This is a genomic window from Paenibacillus sp. J22P218 (assembly GCF_056269195.1).
This window is the reverse complement of record NZ_JBWDNL010000003.1, coordinates 133,150-147,392: the sequence shown is the minus strand read 5'-3', so window position 1 is coordinate 147,392 and position 14,243 is coordinate 133,150. Positions and strand designations below refer to the sequence as shown.

13 protein-coding genes are annotated in these 14,243 nt (G+C 51.5%); 5 read left to right on the top strand and 8 right to left on the bottom strand.

The features are described 5' to 3' along the window. Nucleotides 1-57: 57 nt before the first annotated feature. The 5 genes from AC0YN0_RS15370 to AC0YN0_RS15350 all read right to left on the bottom strand — a co-directional run bounded on the left by AC0YN0_RS15370 (nucleotide 58) and on the right by AC0YN0_RS15350 (nucleotide 4,226). On the bottom strand, nucleotides 58-396 hold the full coding sequence (locus tag AC0YN0_RS15370; RefSeq protein WP_475822026.1) for a DUF3992 domain-containing protein: 339 nt from the start codon (nucleotides 394-396) through the stop codon (nucleotides 58-60). Between the two features lie 42 nt (nucleotides 397-438). Continuing rightward, entirely contained in the window at nucleotides 439-810 is a 372-nt protein-coding gene (locus AC0YN0_RS15365; RefSeq protein WP_442049693.1) for a DUF3992 domain-containing protein, read from the bottom strand. Nucleotides 811-938: 128 nt separating this feature from the next. Then, nucleotides 939-2,252, bottom strand: a complete 1,314-nt coding sequence (locus tag AC0YN0_RS15360; RefSeq protein WP_475822025.1) for an ABC transporter substrate-binding protein — start codon at nucleotides 2,250-2,252, stop codon at nucleotides 939-941. Nucleotides 2,253-2,298: 46 nt separating this feature from the next. Further along, complete coding sequence (locus AC0YN0_RS15355) at nucleotides 2,299-2,616, bottom strand: ferredoxin family protein (RefSeq protein ID WP_337100361.1); 318 nt, start codon at nucleotides 2,614-2,616, stop codon at nucleotides 2,299-2,301. Further along, on the bottom strand, nucleotides 2,613-4,226 hold the full coding sequence (locus AC0YN0_RS15350) for an FAD-dependent oxidoreductase (RefSeq protein ID WP_475822024.1): 1,614 nt from the start codon (nucleotides 4,224-4,226) through the stop codon (nucleotides 2,613-2,615). The genes AC0YN0_RS15355 and AC0YN0_RS15350 overlap by 4 nt, the downstream gene beginning before the upstream one ends. Nucleotides 4,227-4,600: 374 nt before the next feature. Here AC0YN0_RS15350 and AC0YN0_RS15345 point away from each other — a divergent pair, with 374 nt between their 5' ends. Beyond that, nucleotides 4,601-6,019: an FAD-dependent oxidoreductase gene (locus AC0YN0_RS15345; protein WP_475822023.1), complete on the top strand. Its 1,419-nt coding sequence runs from the start codon at nucleotides 4,601-4,603 to the stop codon at nucleotides 6,017-6,019. Nucleotides 6,020-6,100: 81 nt separating this feature from the next. Here AC0YN0_RS15345 and AC0YN0_RS15340 read toward each other — a convergent pair whose 3' ends face one another. Continuing rightward, entirely contained in the window at nucleotides 6,101-6,688 is a 588-nt protein-coding gene (locus AC0YN0_RS15340; protein WP_475822022.1) for an NAD(P)H-dependent oxidoreductase, read from the bottom strand. A 126-nt stretch (nucleotides 6,689-6,814) separates the two neighbouring features. On the opposite strand from AC0YN0_RS15340, the gene AC0YN0_RS15335 reads away from it, so the two are divergent. Next, a complete protein-coding gene (locus tag AC0YN0_RS15335) occupies nucleotides 6,815-7,264 on the top strand; it encodes a MarR family winged helix-turn-helix transcriptional regulator (RefSeq protein ID WP_475822021.1) in 450 nt (149 codons plus the stop codon). Nucleotides 7,265-7,315: 51 nt separating this feature from the next. Here the strand turns inward: AC0YN0_RS15335 and AC0YN0_RS15330 are convergent, their stop codons facing one another. Together AC0YN0_RS15330 and AC0YN0_RS15325 are read right to left on the bottom strand one after the other, a co-directional pair. Then, nucleotides 7,316-10,471 (bottom strand): alpha-mannosidase, encoded by a 3,156-nt coding sequence (locus tag AC0YN0_RS15330; RefSeq protein WP_475822020.1) that lies wholly within the window; start codon nucleotides 10,469-10,471, stop codon nucleotides 7,316-7,318. A 284-nt stretch (nucleotides 10,472-10,755) separates the two neighbouring features. Then, entirely contained in the window at nucleotides 10,756-11,217 is a 462-nt protein-coding gene (locus AC0YN0_RS15325) for a hypothetical protein (RefSeq protein ID WP_475822019.1), read from the bottom strand. Between the two features lie 291 nt (nucleotides 11,218-11,508). On the opposite strand from AC0YN0_RS15325, the gene AC0YN0_RS15320 reads away from it, so the two are divergent. The 3 genes from AC0YN0_RS15320 to AC0YN0_RS15310 all read left to right on the top strand — a co-directional run bounded on the left by AC0YN0_RS15320 (nucleotide 11,509) and on the right by AC0YN0_RS15310 (nucleotide 14,215). Then, nucleotides 11,509-12,324: an ABC transporter ATP-binding protein gene (locus tag AC0YN0_RS15320; protein ID WP_475822018.1), complete on the top strand. Its 816-nt coding sequence runs from the start codon at nucleotides 11,509-11,511 to the stop codon at nucleotides 12,322-12,324. 91 nt (nucleotides 12,325-12,415) lie between these two features. Continuing rightward, nucleotides 12,416-13,231: an ABC transporter permease gene (locus AC0YN0_RS15315; RefSeq protein ID WP_475822507.1), complete on the top strand. Its 816-nt coding sequence runs from the start codon at nucleotides 12,416-12,418 to the stop codon at nucleotides 13,229-13,231. Between the two features lie 102 nt (nucleotides 13,232-13,333). Continuing rightward, nucleotides 13,334-14,215 carry a C45 family peptidase gene (locus AC0YN0_RS15310; RefSeq protein ID WP_475822017.1) on the top strand — a complete coding sequence of 294 codons (882 nt, stop codon included), beginning with the start codon at nucleotides 13,334-13,336 and terminating at the stop codon, nucleotides 14,213-14,215. Nucleotides 14,216-14,243: the final 28 nt, after the last annotated feature.

Genomic DNA, 14,243 nt, shown 5'->3' with positions numbered 1-14,243 from the left:
GCATGCAAAAAAAGGTGGTTCTCCAACTCAACCGAGCGGAGTAACCACCTTTTCTAGTTATAGGGGATAACGGACTGTGATGCAGAACTCGCCTTGACCGGCTGCTGTTGCGACAAGGGCAATCGTATCGAACCTTGCGACGGTGAACGTTGCGCTGCTGCTCGGGGTGATGACGATTTGTTGAATAGGGGTAACTACACCGGTTCTTATGAAGTTAACTGTAACGATTCCCGCGCCGCTCTCGAATTTGACATAGCCGGATGCATTAATATTTTGGGATAGATTATTTGTAAAAACCGTTTGGCTGCCCGCAGCAGTAAATTGCCAGTTGATACAAACTTTATCTTGCACGAAAGTTTTGTCTGAGCAACAAGTTAGCGTCGTATTTGCGCACATCCTTTTCTCATGCCTCCCTCTAGAGTTGCTTTCTACCCCTTACTAAATGGAATAACGAGTTGTTATGCAGAATTCGCCTTGATAAGTACCGGCGCTTGCGCCTGGCAGTATGATCTGAATCTCGCTAAAGCGGCGATAAGTGAAAGCCATGCTCGTTCCCGGCGTTAAAGTGAAGGGGGTAGGGTTAATTGCATTGCCTGCGCTATCGAGAAAGTTGACTGTTATAGCAGCAGGTCCTACATCGTACTGTACATAACCTGTACCTACGATATTTTGATTAATGTTATTGGTGAATACGACGATTTCAACATCGGTTGCGACAACCGTTCCGCTCCATGGCGCGCATACTTTATCTTGAACGAAGTTTTTTTCCGTACAACAGGTTAGGGCCGCCGAGCTATTGTTGCAAGACATAGACAAGTACCTCCCCATATATGGTATCTACCTATTAAATGCAGGCGATAGCTTGCATGCTTGGATACTAGCCGTTAGGTCCCCTCAAAATTTAAAAAAGGCCGACCGCTAAACGATCGACCTTCTCCTTATTTCGTTGTTTTCTCGAGACGCTCCACTTCTTGGTTGATTTTCTCCTCCAACGTGCGAAGGGCGGTATTAACGTCTATGCCGGATAACGCGAGCTCTTTGGCGGCATCGGTAACAAACTTGCTGACGTCGCCTTCGAATTCATGCGGTGCGTGGAGCTGGACGCTTTTCGCTTTGAAAATATTTTCGATCTTCTTTCCTTTCAGCGCCTCGATATCGGCACCAAACTCCTTCTCCAGCTCGGGATTCACGATTGACGGCACGCGGCCATTCCGGGATAGAACACGCTGAACCTCATCCGATAAAATATAGTTCAGCACCTGGAATGCCTCGTCCTTATGCTCACTTGTCTTCGAGATGAAGAGCGAGTGAATATTGACTTCCTTCGACGTGCCAAGGGCCTCCTTGAAGTTGGGTACGGGGGCAATATCCCAATTAATAATCTCTCCTTGCTTGCGCAGCTCTTCGAGCGGTCCGACCATATTGGCCAGATAGGTGGGGCGCATCGCCAAAATCTGATCCTTCAGAAACGCATCCTTATTGTACAAGTAGGTGTCGCCTTGGATGTAGCCGCTCACCTCGAACGTTTTCTTGAGAAAGGTGAAAGCTTTCTCCCACTCCGGCGTGTTCACGATCGCTTTTCCCGTCTTCGGATCGAGAGTGCCTAAAGCGAGGCTACTCTGTATGTACGCCGGACCTGCGGCAACTTCAAGCCCGATGTAATTGACGCCGTCCTTCGTCTGGGTTAGCTGCTGGCCGATTGCAAGCGCTTCTTCCCATGTAATCTGTTCATCTGGCGGGTAAGGGACTCCGAATTTATCGAAAATATCCTTGTTGTAATACAATATCGTTTCATTCGAGTTAAACGGTATCGTATAAATTTCGCCGTCCTCGGCGTAAGCCTTGATGGAGTTTAAAATGTCCGGTTTAATGCGGTTTAGGTCCAGCTTATATTTGTCGACGTATTCGTCAAGACTTTGGAGAATGCCTAGCCGCTTGAAGTTGTAGTAGCTTCCAGCGCTTGCATAGATAATATCGGGAACGGTGCCGGCCGACACGAGATTATCGATTTTCTGGCCTTCCGGCGTAACGACTTTCTCGAGCGTAATATGAGGGAATTTCTTCTTAACCGGCTCAGCGATCATCGTATTGAATTCAGTGTCGGTGAAGGTTAAGCCGCTGACATAGAACTTCAAGGTAATCGGTTTCTCGCTGGATGCCGGCTCTTCCTTGCCATCGGAGTTTTGGCCGCAGGCTGCCAGAGAAAGGGAGAGAAAAAGCAGAATTAGGATCAATAACGAACGTTTTCTCATAGATCAACGCCAGCCTTCTTTCTTCTTTAGAGTGAAAAATAAAGGGTTAACCCCTTCGAAGCATGAGAGGATGTTTGGTAATTGGGGTCCGCCCCGGTCCCCAGCCTATTTGCTCGCGGTAGCTGCCAATAAGCCCTTTGCTCTCCAGCTCTGTCTCGGACAGAACGGATTTCTCCTCGGCATCCGGCGACACATATAGCGCATCGGCAGGGCAATACAGCTCGCACATGAAGCAGGTCTGGCAGTCGCTCTGTCTTGCGATAATGGGAATACCGCCTTCCACGCGGTCAAAAACATTCGTCGGACAAACGGATACGCAGAGATTGCACTCGATGCATTTTGATTCACTTACGATTTCGATCACACCGATACAGCCTCCTCTGATACTTGCTCTGTTCTGACTTTGATTTCGTCCAAACCGCTGCTGATTAGCCGGTATCGTTGATTAGGGTCGAGGGCGGGGAAGTCTGCACGCTTATGCATGCCCCTTGTTTCAGTGCGTTCCTTGGCGGAATGGTACATGAGCCGCGCCGTGGCCGTCATGGCTGCAACCTCGCGTGCTTTGTAAGCAGAGGCATTCAACGTGATCGGCTCGCTCCGAATTTCCTTCCACAAGTGATCCAGACGATCGAGAGAGGAGGTGAGCCCTTGCTCGGTGCGGAAAAGGTTTTTGTCGTAGGGGTGAGTCTCCGCCTGTATAGCCTCAATGCGCTCAGACAGCTTAGCAGCGGCTGCGGAGGAATCCGTACTCTGATTCGTCAACGTCGTGGAAGATAAACCTGCAACGCTCCTTGTATGTGCCGCCGCACCAAGCTGCAGGGCATATTCGGCAGCTCCTTGCCCGGCGAAAGAGCCGGAGGACATCGCCCAAGCCGCGTTATGGCTTCCGCCGCCAGTGAAGCCGCCGCATATTAATTCGCGTGTCGCCGCATCGCCGGCCGCATATAGTCCAGGCACGTCGGTTGCGCATGACTCGCTTGCAATACGTATACCCCCGGTGCCGCGTACGGTACCTTCAAGCCGCAAGGTGACGGGGAACATATCTGTGAACGGATCGAGTCCAAGGCGATCGAACGGAAGGAAGAAGTTCGTCTGGCCGACTCGCAGCGCGGGCTTAATATCTTCAGGCGCTTGGTCGAGCCTTGCGTAGACCTGCTTGCCTTGAAGCAGATTCTTCGCGATGATCGAGCGACCGCGCTGGGAGCCGGCACCTTCCACGACCGTGCCATCCTCGTAATAGAACGAAGCATAGCGGTAATATGCTGTTTTCGTAACGGAGGAGAAGGTTGGCGCAATGGCGTAGGCGTTGGAAAATTCCATACCCGAGAACGATGAACCGGCTTCCGCCGCCAGCAGGTATCCGTCACCGGTGAGAACATTGCAGCCGAGCGCTTTGCTGAGGAAGGCGCAGCCGCCGGTAGCGATGACGACCGCCCCGGAGCGCACGCTCCATGGCTCGTTCGTCTGCGTTCGGATACCTCTTGCCCCTCCGACACCATGCTCGTCTGCGAGCAGTTCGAGAACGGGACTGTGATCCAATATTTTCACGCCGGCCTTAAGCGCGATCTTTCGCATTAGCCGCATATATTCCGGCCCTTGCAGCCCTCTAACATGCACCGTACCATCGTCGCTCTCCGGATACGGGTAACCCCATACGGCGAGACTGTTCATTCGCTCGAACGCCTTGTTCAGCACTCTGTCCATCCAAGCGTTCTCGGCCAGCCTGCCGCCAAGCTCGTATCGGCTTAGCTTAGCTTCGGTACGGAGCTGGGCATCCGGCTGGATATACCACACGCCAGTGCCGGAAGGGGCGGTTGCGCCGCTAGATCCGCAAAATCCTTTGTCGGCAAGCACGACGCTAGCTCCAGAATGTGCAGCAGAGATTGCGGCCCAAGCGCCAGCCGGACCACCGCCAATCACGAGTACGTCCGCCTTAATCTCCAGCCCGATTCGGCTGCTAGTTGCTTCGCTCATTATTCATTCCTCCTGAAAATTAGTAATAAAAAAAGGCCGCCGGAAGCAATCAACAAAGTGATTGTTTCCAGTAGCCTGGTGAACAATTAATACTATTCCAATGTATGTTATCGGATTTGAAAATATCATATGCTCCTTTTCTAAAGTCGTCAACCCCTTTTTTTGAGGAGGGGGCAAATGGTCATGATGAACAATAAAACGCGTTTATTTTATGCATGATTATGAAATTTGCCTGGAATCTTTCAAAGACGAGCTAGATAAGATAGAATAAACATAAACTTAACACTACATGTTCGAAAACATAACATAAGTTGCTGGCGAGTGACTGTTGTTGGTTGAGTGTAGGGTGGCAGCCAGAGGAAAGGTGTGATGATATGAGTCTAGAAGCGTTAAATGAACGAGTGGCAACCGATCTTTCTTATCTCGCTTATGGAGGTCCGAACTGGGTACGGCCACGCAGTCACTCGGAAGGGCATGTGTATGATGTTGTCATTGTTGGCGGCGGGCAGAGCGGCTTAAGTATCGCCTTCGCGTTATTGCGCGAACGTGTATCTAATATATTGGTGATTGACGAAAACCCGGAAGGCTATGAAGGGCCATGGGAAACCTATGCGCGTATGATGACGCTGCGTACACCGAAGCATCTGACATCCGTTGATCTGGGTATTCCTTCGTTGACGTTCCGATCCTGGTGGGAAGCGCAGCATGGGGTAGAAGGCTGGGCGAAGGTGGATAAGATCCCGCGTGGCGACTGGATGAATTACTTGCGCTGGTATCGCAAAACGCTTGATTTGCCTGTCGTTAATGAAGTTAAGCTTCGATTAATAGAGCCGACGGAGGAGTATATACACCGGCTTCATGTTGAGGGAATCGGTGCCATATCGGATACGCTGCTTGCTAGAAAAGTTATTCTTGCTACAGGAATCCAAGGCGGAGGCGAATGGCATGTGCCGGAGATGATTTCGGAGAACCTGCCGACGGCGCTTTATGCGCATACATCGGCTCGAATTGACTTCGAAGCGCTTAAAGGCAAGAAGATTGCCGTACTTGGAGGCGGTGCATCGGCATTCGATAACGCCAACTTCGCGCTCGCTGAAGGTGCCGGAGAAGTGCATGTATTCGTACGCCGCAAGGAGCTTCCGCGAATTAATCCGATCCGTCAGATGGAAGGATCGGGCATGATCGAGCGGTTCGCGGCGCTCGAGGATCGCGACAAATACGAGGTTATGGCACATTTCTTCAAGCATAATCAGCCGCCGACGAACGATACGTTCGAGAGGGCGGCGTCATGGCCGGGATTCCGCATGCATCTCGGAGCGCCTTGGGTGGCAGTTGAGGCAGCTGGAGATCAAGCCGTCGTAACGACGCCGCAAGGCAAGCACTCCTTTGATTTTCTTATTATTAGCACGGGGTTGCTGACGGATCCGGCTTATCGTCCGGAACTGAAGTTGGTAGAGCAGCACATTGCCCGTTGGGGCAATCGGTATGAAGCGCCTGCTGAGGTGGCGAGTCCGGTTCTGGATGCACATCCTTACTTGAGTCCCGGTTTCGCTTTCGCTAGCCGGAGTGAAGAGGGGGAGAAGCTGCTGCATGGCCTGTTCACCTTCAGTTACTCCGCGCTCATCAGCTTCGGAGTTTCGGCTTCCGCATTGTCGGGCATGCGATTCGGGGTGCCGAAGGTGGCATCTTCGGTAGCGGAGCAGCTGTTCCTCGACGATCGGGAGACAATCTTGGAAGATTACTTCGCATACAAGGAGCAGGAGTTCGTTGGTGCCCTGCCTCAGAATGCATAATGAACAGCGTTAAGCAGCCGTTGCTCTTCGGAGTGGCGGCTGCTTTTTTATTAACTCAAGCTATTATTGATTAGGCGGATGCTAAGAAGTTAACGCTCTAAAATAGTGATACACCTTGTTCAGCTTTTGTTCGTGTCGTCCTTTCGCGCTCTCCATGCTGCCAAATTCGAAAAACTTCACTTTTTTGATGCCGACATATTGGAAAAGCGCTTTTCTCATGAGAATCTTGTGCGAATTGCCCAGCCAATAAAGCGGATAGAATGCCGGCCCTTTCATGGTGGAGATGCATACGACGGACTTTCCCTTCAGTAAGCCTTCGGGCAGCAGACCTCCCGTATCCCGATAGGCGAAGCCGGAAGCGAACATTTGATCAATGAAACCAAGCAGCATAGCAGGAGGCCGTCCCCACCAGATCGGATAGACGAACACGATTTTATCTGCCCATAGCAGTTGTTCTCTGTACTTGGCCAATGCCGGGTCGGCGTGCATGTCGCGTCTGCGTTTGTTCGCATTGAAGACGAGGACGGGGTTGAAATTTTCCGCATAAAGATCCAGTACTTGAACGTCCGCGATTTTTGGGTTATCGCCAATGCCTGCAAGCGTCTTTTGGAGAAAAGCGTAGCTTAAGCTCTCATGATTGGGATGTGTATAAATGATTAACGTTTTCATGAATGGGTCACCTCATTAGTTATCATATGATAACAAAAAGGTAACACATGGAACAAATGGTTGTCAAATGATAATTGTTTTATAACAATAATTTTGTTATTGTACGCGGTAAGAGGTGATTGCGAAGTGGCGCAAGAAGTCGATAAGAAGGTATTGTTTCAACAATTGGTCGCGTTCATTACTGATGTTCACCAGATGAAGCATGATGTAACGAAAGATCTTTCTATAGCGGACATAACGCCTGCCCAGTACGGAATTCTTGAATATATCGCGGTGTCGCAGCCGGTAACGGTTAGTGAAATTAGCGAGTGCAAGGATATGTCCATGCCCAATACGAGTCGCGAGCTTAAGAAGCTGAGCGACAAAGCGTTGTGCGTGAAGTACGAAGCGGATGATGACAAGAGGAAACAGTATGTTCGTCTGTCGGAACAGGGCGAGAAGCTGATGGGTAATGCTTTTGCTCATATGGAGGATTGGATGGGCGAACGCGTTCGGGGGTTGTCCGGCGAAGAGCTGGGGCAGCTGTCTAATGCGATGGAGTTGTTAAGGACGACGATCTTTCGGGTTGAACAATAGAAGCAGAACGAGCGGATAGTGAATCGCCGCCCGCTCTGCTTCTTTGTTTATTTAAAAATAGACTTTCAACGTTTTGATTTCGAAGGCACGGAAGTCAAGTGAGACAGAATGGCCGCCGATGATCGGCAGGTCTGACAGCTCTTCCTCCAGTATGTTGGCAGTGGTAACGCGTACTGGTGCAGTGCCGAAAGCTAATGTTGCGCCGGATACGGCTGAACGTTCTGCCTCGTAAAGTCTGATGATGATGGCATCATCGTCTTCAGCCGGCTTGACCGCTTCGATAATAATATTCGTTGTATCGATGGACAAGAAGGAGTCGCCGGATCTCGGTGCGGCTCCTTGGTTCGCAAGCAGCGGCACGTTCAGCTCGTATGCCGGTCGTATGACGGATTCGGCGCTGAATCCTGCTGCATGCGGCAGGAATGAATAGGTGACGGCATGAACGCCGGCGTCACCGCGCGGATCAGGGTGGGTGCCGCCCTTGTGAAGGGTAAGGCGCATATCCGATCCGTGAACCGAGATACCGTATTTGCAATCGTTCAGGAGCGCGACGCCGTAACGATTCTCGGAGAGATCCGTCCACTTGTGTGCGCAAACCTCGAACATGCCTTGATCATAAGGAGTGTTCGTATGCGTCGGGCGTTCGACATGTCCGTATTGAACCTCATGTCTAGCTTGGTGGGCGAGCACCGCGACCTCGAAACCTGCTTTGAGCAGTTGATGCTGCTCCTGCCAGTCGATTACGGTCTCGAAGTCGACTTTGGCGGTATTCGAGTGGAATACGAGTTGCTGCTTCAAGGTGGATTTATATCCGATCCGATACTCGCTGCTAATGCGGAATTGCAAAGGACCATCCGCCGTGATGCTGCGTGAGACGAGTCCTGTCTGAAGCTTCAGCTTGCCTTCGATATCGCGGTCGATGTCCCAATTATCCCAAGCCCCGGGAAGGTCTTCGCCCATCAGCAATGCGCCGAGCGGGTGTCCCGCGCCTCGCAGTTCCCTTTTTGCGGACTTGTCATAAAAGGATTCGATATAGCCGCTAGCGTCGAAGCGTACGATTGCATGCGGCGTTTCTAATTGCTGCGCTGCCTCGTCATAATGGAACGGACTGGAAGCTGCATCGGATGGATGGCTTGTGCTGAGCGGTATGAGCAGCGACCCCATCGCCGGTACGGTGGCGCCGCCGATAAGCAGCTTCTCGTTGCCATCAGCATCGATAATGCGCTGGCTTAACAACGATTGATCCGATGGATATAGGTTTGGCGCAATGCCCTTCACGGCAATGATGTCGTTGCGATCCCAGCTCAGCGTATTCCATGCGGTTACGGCATTCTCCTTCGTATTTACGAAGCGGGATAGGAGGGAGGTTGAAGCGGCTTCAGCGGAAGCAATAACCTCTCCGACCTCTTGAATGGCGCGGTCATGCACTTCGGGAATCGATGTGCCGGGCAAAATATCATGGAACTGGTTGATGAGCAAAAGCTCGTACAGTTGTTTGAGTCTTTGGCGATCCGGCGATGAGCCGTCATGGACCGCAGTGATGCTTTCGAACAGCTCCAAGTCGCGCAATGCGAGTTCGGCCTTGCGGTTGTTACGCTTAATCTGGTGCATCTGCGTTAGAGTACCGCGATGTCCCTCGAAGTAAAGCTCGCCAACGTGGAGCGGCGGGTTAACCGCGTTCTCCTCCAATTGCTGCATGAACACGCTTGCAGTCATATGCTCGCTGCGGGGAACGCCTTCCAAGTCGGAGACGCGCCTTGCCATTTCTATCATTTCGTATTGCGGACCGCCGCCCCCGTCGCCGAAGCCGTAGGAGACAAGTCGGCTGTCGTTCACGTGCTTGTGCGCGATCGCGTTATGATTCGCATATACGCGGTCAATAAGCGTCTCGGCATCCGGCCAGCAATGGATTGTATTGAAGTGGGTAAGCACTTTCGTTCCATCGAGTCCTTGCCAGTAGAAGGTATCGTAAGGGAAGTGGTTCGTATCGTTCCAAGACAACTTGGTCGTTAAGAAGTAGCGTACGCTGGCGCTATCCATAATCTGTGGAATCGCCGCGCTATAACCGAATGTATCGGGCAGCCAGAAGCTGTCCGCTGTATAGCTGAAGTGTTCTCTTGTATAACGTTGACCGACAAGGAACTGACGAACGAGCGATTCGCCCGATACGAGATTGCAGTCGCATTCGATCCATACGCCGCCGTTGATTTCCCAACGTCCTTCGGCGATCCTTTGCTTCATCCCGTTAAATATATCGGGATAATGTCTGCGCATGAGCTCGGCATGGAAGGCGGAGCTTTGGATGAATTTGTACTCGGGATATTGCTCCATAAGACTAAGGACATTCGCGTAAGTTCGCGCGCATTTGCGAATCGTCTCGTCGCGTGTCCATAGCCAAGCGGTATCCATATGGGAATGGCCGATTATACCCGTCGTAGGTGCGGAACTGCTAGTCGGCTGCTCGAGTAAAGGCTTCATTATCGCTCTTGCTTCGAGTAGCTGCGGTCGCCACAGTTCTTCGGACACTTCGTCCGGCGATTGTATAAGGAGCGGAAATAACTCGAGCAATGCATTCTCGATCTTGGCTTTGCGGAAAGGATCGACTGCGCCGGAGCTGGCAACTTGAAGCAAGGTGCGCAGATCGAATACGAAGTCTTTCACGTCGTCGCGCCGGATCATTACGTCAATCGAACGGAAGATCCGGTTGTAGCGCTGTTGGCCAGAGAAGTTTGCCTCGCTTACCTGGTACGGCTGTGTTCCGACGCATGGATGTCCGGCATACGCCTCGAAGGCTAGCTCGAAGGCAGTGCCAGCTTGAGCGGCATCGGTTAGCAGGAGCGTGTGATGATTGCCGCGATTGGCAGCTTCGTGCTTGTGGGTGTAGATGCCGCTGGGCTTGCCGCCCACCCAGAAGAATGTCTCGACGCCGTCGGTGTTGGCGGCAATGAACAGCTTTTGTCCGCTGAGCTCATGAGGAACAGTGTAGCTGCCCTTGAACCATGCGGAGCTCCACTCCTGTCCCCATGGCTGATTGCTGCCAGCAGGCTGCCAATTCTCGCGGTCGCTCGGAACTTCGTATCGATGCTCGGCCGTCTCGAAATAGTTGACGGCTACCTCGCCGGTTTTTTGGAATATAAGGGAGGTATATACTTCGTCTAGCTTCTTCAGCTTACCTAATGTTTTGCCTCTGTGATTCGGATGGATCATGTGCGGATAGCTCCTTCATGACGGATTGTAATTGCCATTGGATGAACGACAGATAGGCTGCCAGTAAACGTGGCAGCCATGGATGTTAGTAACACCGATGGGGAATTCGCTGCTACAAATTACGATTAGTATAAGCTGTAGCTCGGCAGTCGGATATGAGGGAAAAACAAACTTTCAATGGGAGTATTGGCGATTGTTGCGGAGGCATGGTATGGAATGCTCGGGGCGGCCTGTAAGAGCATAGATGCTCTTACAGGGCGGAGTAGCATCGAGGTGAGCAGTGGTTATTTTACAGTCTCGATGAGACTGGTATTGTCGTTGCTCTCGACGAGGCGAGTCTCTTCTGGTGTTACTTCGTAGATCCAGTAGCCGCGGAGCTTCTCGTCATTGATGGTGTACTCCAAGTTTTTGGTGAGCGTTACTGTATAGGTGCCGGCATTGGACGAGGCGGCAACAGTGGTGGCGAGCGTTCCCTTCACCTTCGTGCCAGGCTCTTTGCCTCCCGCCGCGACCTCTATTTCCTTTGCTTGTCCGGCTTCGGGGAATTCGGGCATCTCTTTAAGCACGGCTGCTACCGCCTGGACTTCATCGAAACCAGCGGCTTGCTCCGTGGAACTCTTCTGTGTGACTTGCGGAGCTGTTACTTGGTTCGCATTCGTATCCGTATTTGTTTGATCCTCGTTCATACTGCAACCGCTTAGTACAATCGATAACGCGCAGGCAATAACAAGCCCTCTAAACTGCATAGATAGAACCTCCAAAAGTTAGTTAATAGGTTTGACGCCAACTAGACGTTTTGGTTGCGGTTCTTCCTCACACCACTACGATGTCATATAACATAACGCAAACTATCTTGCATATGCTCGGACTCACTCTTTTTTTTGTATAATTCCACAATCCAATTATAAAAATCATAGTTATTCCCCGTTAAAAAGTGCCTAACTCTATTATTGATGTTATAATACATGACATAAAGTAGCATTTAGCGAACGATGCGTAGGAAGATCGAGAGTGATTTTGACGGGAGGTTGACAGAGATGGGGAGCGTGCATGAGGAGCTAAGCGTTGCGAATAAACGTCTTTATAGTGGAACGGCAAGTCCGCTGCTTGTCGAGCTGCAGCATGTAGGGAAAAAGTACCCGAACGGCACTGTCGCGGTGCAGCAAGCGAGCTTAAGGGTTGGCGAGGGGGAGTTTCTGTGCTTCGTCGGACCATCCGGCTGCGGCAAGTCTACCATATTCAATATGATTGCCGGCCTAACGGCTCCAACGGAAGGCAGATTGACCGTTATGGGAACGACGCCGAAGGAGGCGCTTAGGCATAACGATATTTCATTCGTGTTTCAGGAGCATACGCTGTTGCCTTGGACGAACTTAATCTCGAATGTGACGCTCCCGTTAACGCTGCAAGGCATATCGAAGAACGATAGGCAAGCGGAAGGCGAGAGAGTGCTGGAGCTTGTCGGGTTGAAAGACCATATGAAGGTGCTGCCGCGCGAGCTTTCTGGAGGCATGAAAATGCGCGTGTCGATTGCAAGGGCACTTATCTCTAGACCGAAGCTGCTGCTTATGGACGAGCCGTTCGGCGCGCTGGACGAGATTACGCGTCAGACGTTGCAGGACGAGCTGCTGAGTATTTGGAAACAAGAGAAGTCGATGACGGTGCTGTTTATTACGCATAACGTCTTCGAAGCCGTGGCGCTGTCTTCGAGAGTTATCGTCATGACGCCAAGACCCGGCAAAATTTCCGATATTATCGAAATTCCAAGCTCCTTCGAGAGGAATGAAGAATATAGAACGACGCCGGAGTTCGTGGAGTATATCCGCCAAGTATCGGCTGCGCTTAAGCATTAATCGTGCATCATGATTCCAGATCCGGAGAGGAGTAAGAATGACTATGGCTGCTAATGAATCGTACCTATCGAGTTCTCCGTCGGAACAGTCCATGGACACTAGTAATAGAACGTGGAGAGCGAATCCCGTGATTCGTCTCTTGCTGCAGATGGCTCCGCCAATCGTTGTATTTATCGTTGCCATCGGTGCATGGGAATTGATCGTATCGCTCGCGGGCACACCTTCGTACCTGCTGCCAAAGCCGTCGGATGTGTTCGTCGCGGCGAAGGATAATTGGGGCAATCTTTTGTCTTCGGTCTCGACGACGGTGCTGGAGTCCGTGCTGGGATTTGCGATCAGCGTCGTACTCGGCATCGTATCGGCCATTCTATTGTCATTATCCAAGTTGATTGAAAAAAGCTTCTATCCTTACGCGATCATTCTTCAGACGATCCCGGTCGTTGCGATTGCGCCGATCATCGTGATTTGGCTTGGTGCGGGGGTTAACGCCATCGTTATGATTGCATTTGTCATTAGCTTTTTTCCGATCCTATCGAATACGCTCATTGGTTTGAATTCGACCGATACGAATATGAAAAACCTGTTTCACCTATACAATGCATCGAGGCTGCAAACGATCATTCGCCTCCGTATTCCCGCGGCGCTTCCGTATATATTGGCGGGTCTGAAAATATCCTGTTCGCTCGCGGTTGTCGGCGCCATTGTTGGCGAATATATTGCGGGAATCGGCGGAGGCAACGGCGGGCTTGGCTATGGTATTACGATTGCGGCAACACGGTTGCAGACGCCATACTTATTTGCTTGCGGCCTCTCGGCGTCGCTTCTCGGCATCGTGTTCTATTTGCTTGTTAATGCGCTATCGAATCGACTGCTCAGCTCATGGCATGAATCGGCGATGAAGTCCTAGCATTAACATTGCCTTCCTTAAGAGAGAGTGGTCTTATGTCGACTAACATAAGTCTGCTCTCTTATGTATTTATGCACGGATTCTCATTTTAGCGGAAAAAAGGTGACTGCGATGTGTACGACTGGTGCGATTGTTATCAACGGTAATGACGGCAAGAGGCGTGTCTTCGGTTTCAAAACATCCGATTCGCCGTGGACGGGCTTTTGGCATGGCCAGTTGAACGGGCCGGGCGGCTTTGATTCGTTAGCTTACGGCCTCGTGCCGCAGCAAGGCGTGAATGCCGGGATGAACAGAGCTGGACTGACGCTTATTAGCTCTTATTTTGATTATGTAGAGAATGATCGTGGTGCGCAATCAACCGTAGATTCGTCTTCCGCGCCAGCTGTGATAGATAACCCGCATTGGGACGGGGATCTTCGAGGTATCGTGCAAGCCGAGGTGCTTAGCAAATGTGCCGACGCTCCAGGGGCGAGGCAAATATTCGAGCAAGCCTTTGCCGATGTTAACGCGCCGGTTGGCGGTAATCATGTCATCGCTGACGCTAGCGGCTTCATCTATGTTTTCGAGCACTGCAGAGGTAAGATGGCGCTGCAGGATGCGTCCGATGCAGGCTTCGTTGCCCGAAGCAATCAATCTTTTCTGTTGTTTAAGGAGGAGCAGGGGTGCATGGCGGAGGTTACGCGCAAGGACCGCGAGCAACGACTGGAGCAAGCGGAAGGGGTACTCGCCGAACTAAAGCGGAATGAGGGGGATATCGCTTCTGCCGAAGTCATTGATCGCTTGAAGCAGCTTGTTTCGATGCATCGGGGGGCGGGAGATGAGCCGGGTAGCATATGCGCGCACGGTTTGGTGAAGGGGCGGTCGAATGCGGCTGAGCCGCATGAAACGATGAGTGGACTGCTATGGGATATAACGGGTCGAACGATGTTTTACACGATTGGCCATCCGTGCCGCTCCGAGTGGAAGGAACTGCGTTTCGCGTAATCATACACACTTTATAACGGAAGAGGGA

Excerpts from the sequence above, each read along its gene's own strand:
- AC0YN0_RS15370 (WP_475822026.1), bottom strand. The coding sequence starts at position 396 with ATGTGCGCAAATACGACGCTAACTTGTTGCTCAGACAAAACTTTCGTG.
- AC0YN0_RS15365 (WP_442049693.1), bottom strand. The coding sequence starts at position 810 with ATGTCTTGCAACAATAGCTCGGCGGCCCTAACCTGTTGTACGGAAAAA.
- AC0YN0_RS15360 (WP_475822025.1), bottom strand. The coding sequence starts at position 2,252 with ATGAGAAAACGTTCGTTATTGATCCTAATTCTGCTTTTTCTCTCCCTT.
- AC0YN0_RS15350 (WP_475822024.1), bottom strand. The coding sequence starts at position 4,226 with ATGAGCGAAGCAACTAGCAGCCGAATCGGGCTGGAGATTAAGGCGGAC.
- AC0YN0_RS15345 (WP_475822023.1), top strand. The coding sequence starts at position 4,601 with ATGAGTCTAGAAGCGTTAAATGAACGAGTGGCAACCGATCTTTCTTAT.
- AC0YN0_RS15340 (WP_475822022.1), bottom strand. The coding sequence starts at position 6,688 with ATGAAAACGTTAATCATTTATACACATCCCAATCATGAGAGCTTAAGC.
- AC0YN0_RS15330 (WP_475822020.1), bottom strand. The coding sequence starts at position 10,471 with ATGATCCATCCGAATCACAGAGGCAAAACATTAGGTAAGCTGAAGAAG.
- AC0YN0_RS15325 (WP_475822019.1), bottom strand. The coding sequence starts at position 11,217 with ATGCAGTTTAGAGGGCTTGTTATTGCCTGCGCGTTATCGATTGTACTA.
- AC0YN0_RS15320 (WP_475822018.1), top strand. The coding sequence starts at position 11,509 with ATGGGGAGCGTGCATGAGGAGCTAAGCGTTGCGAATAAACGTCTTTAT.
- AC0YN0_RS15315 (WP_475822507.1), top strand. The coding sequence starts at position 12,416 with ATGGACACTAGTAATAGAACGTGGAGAGCGAATCCCGTGATTCGTCTC.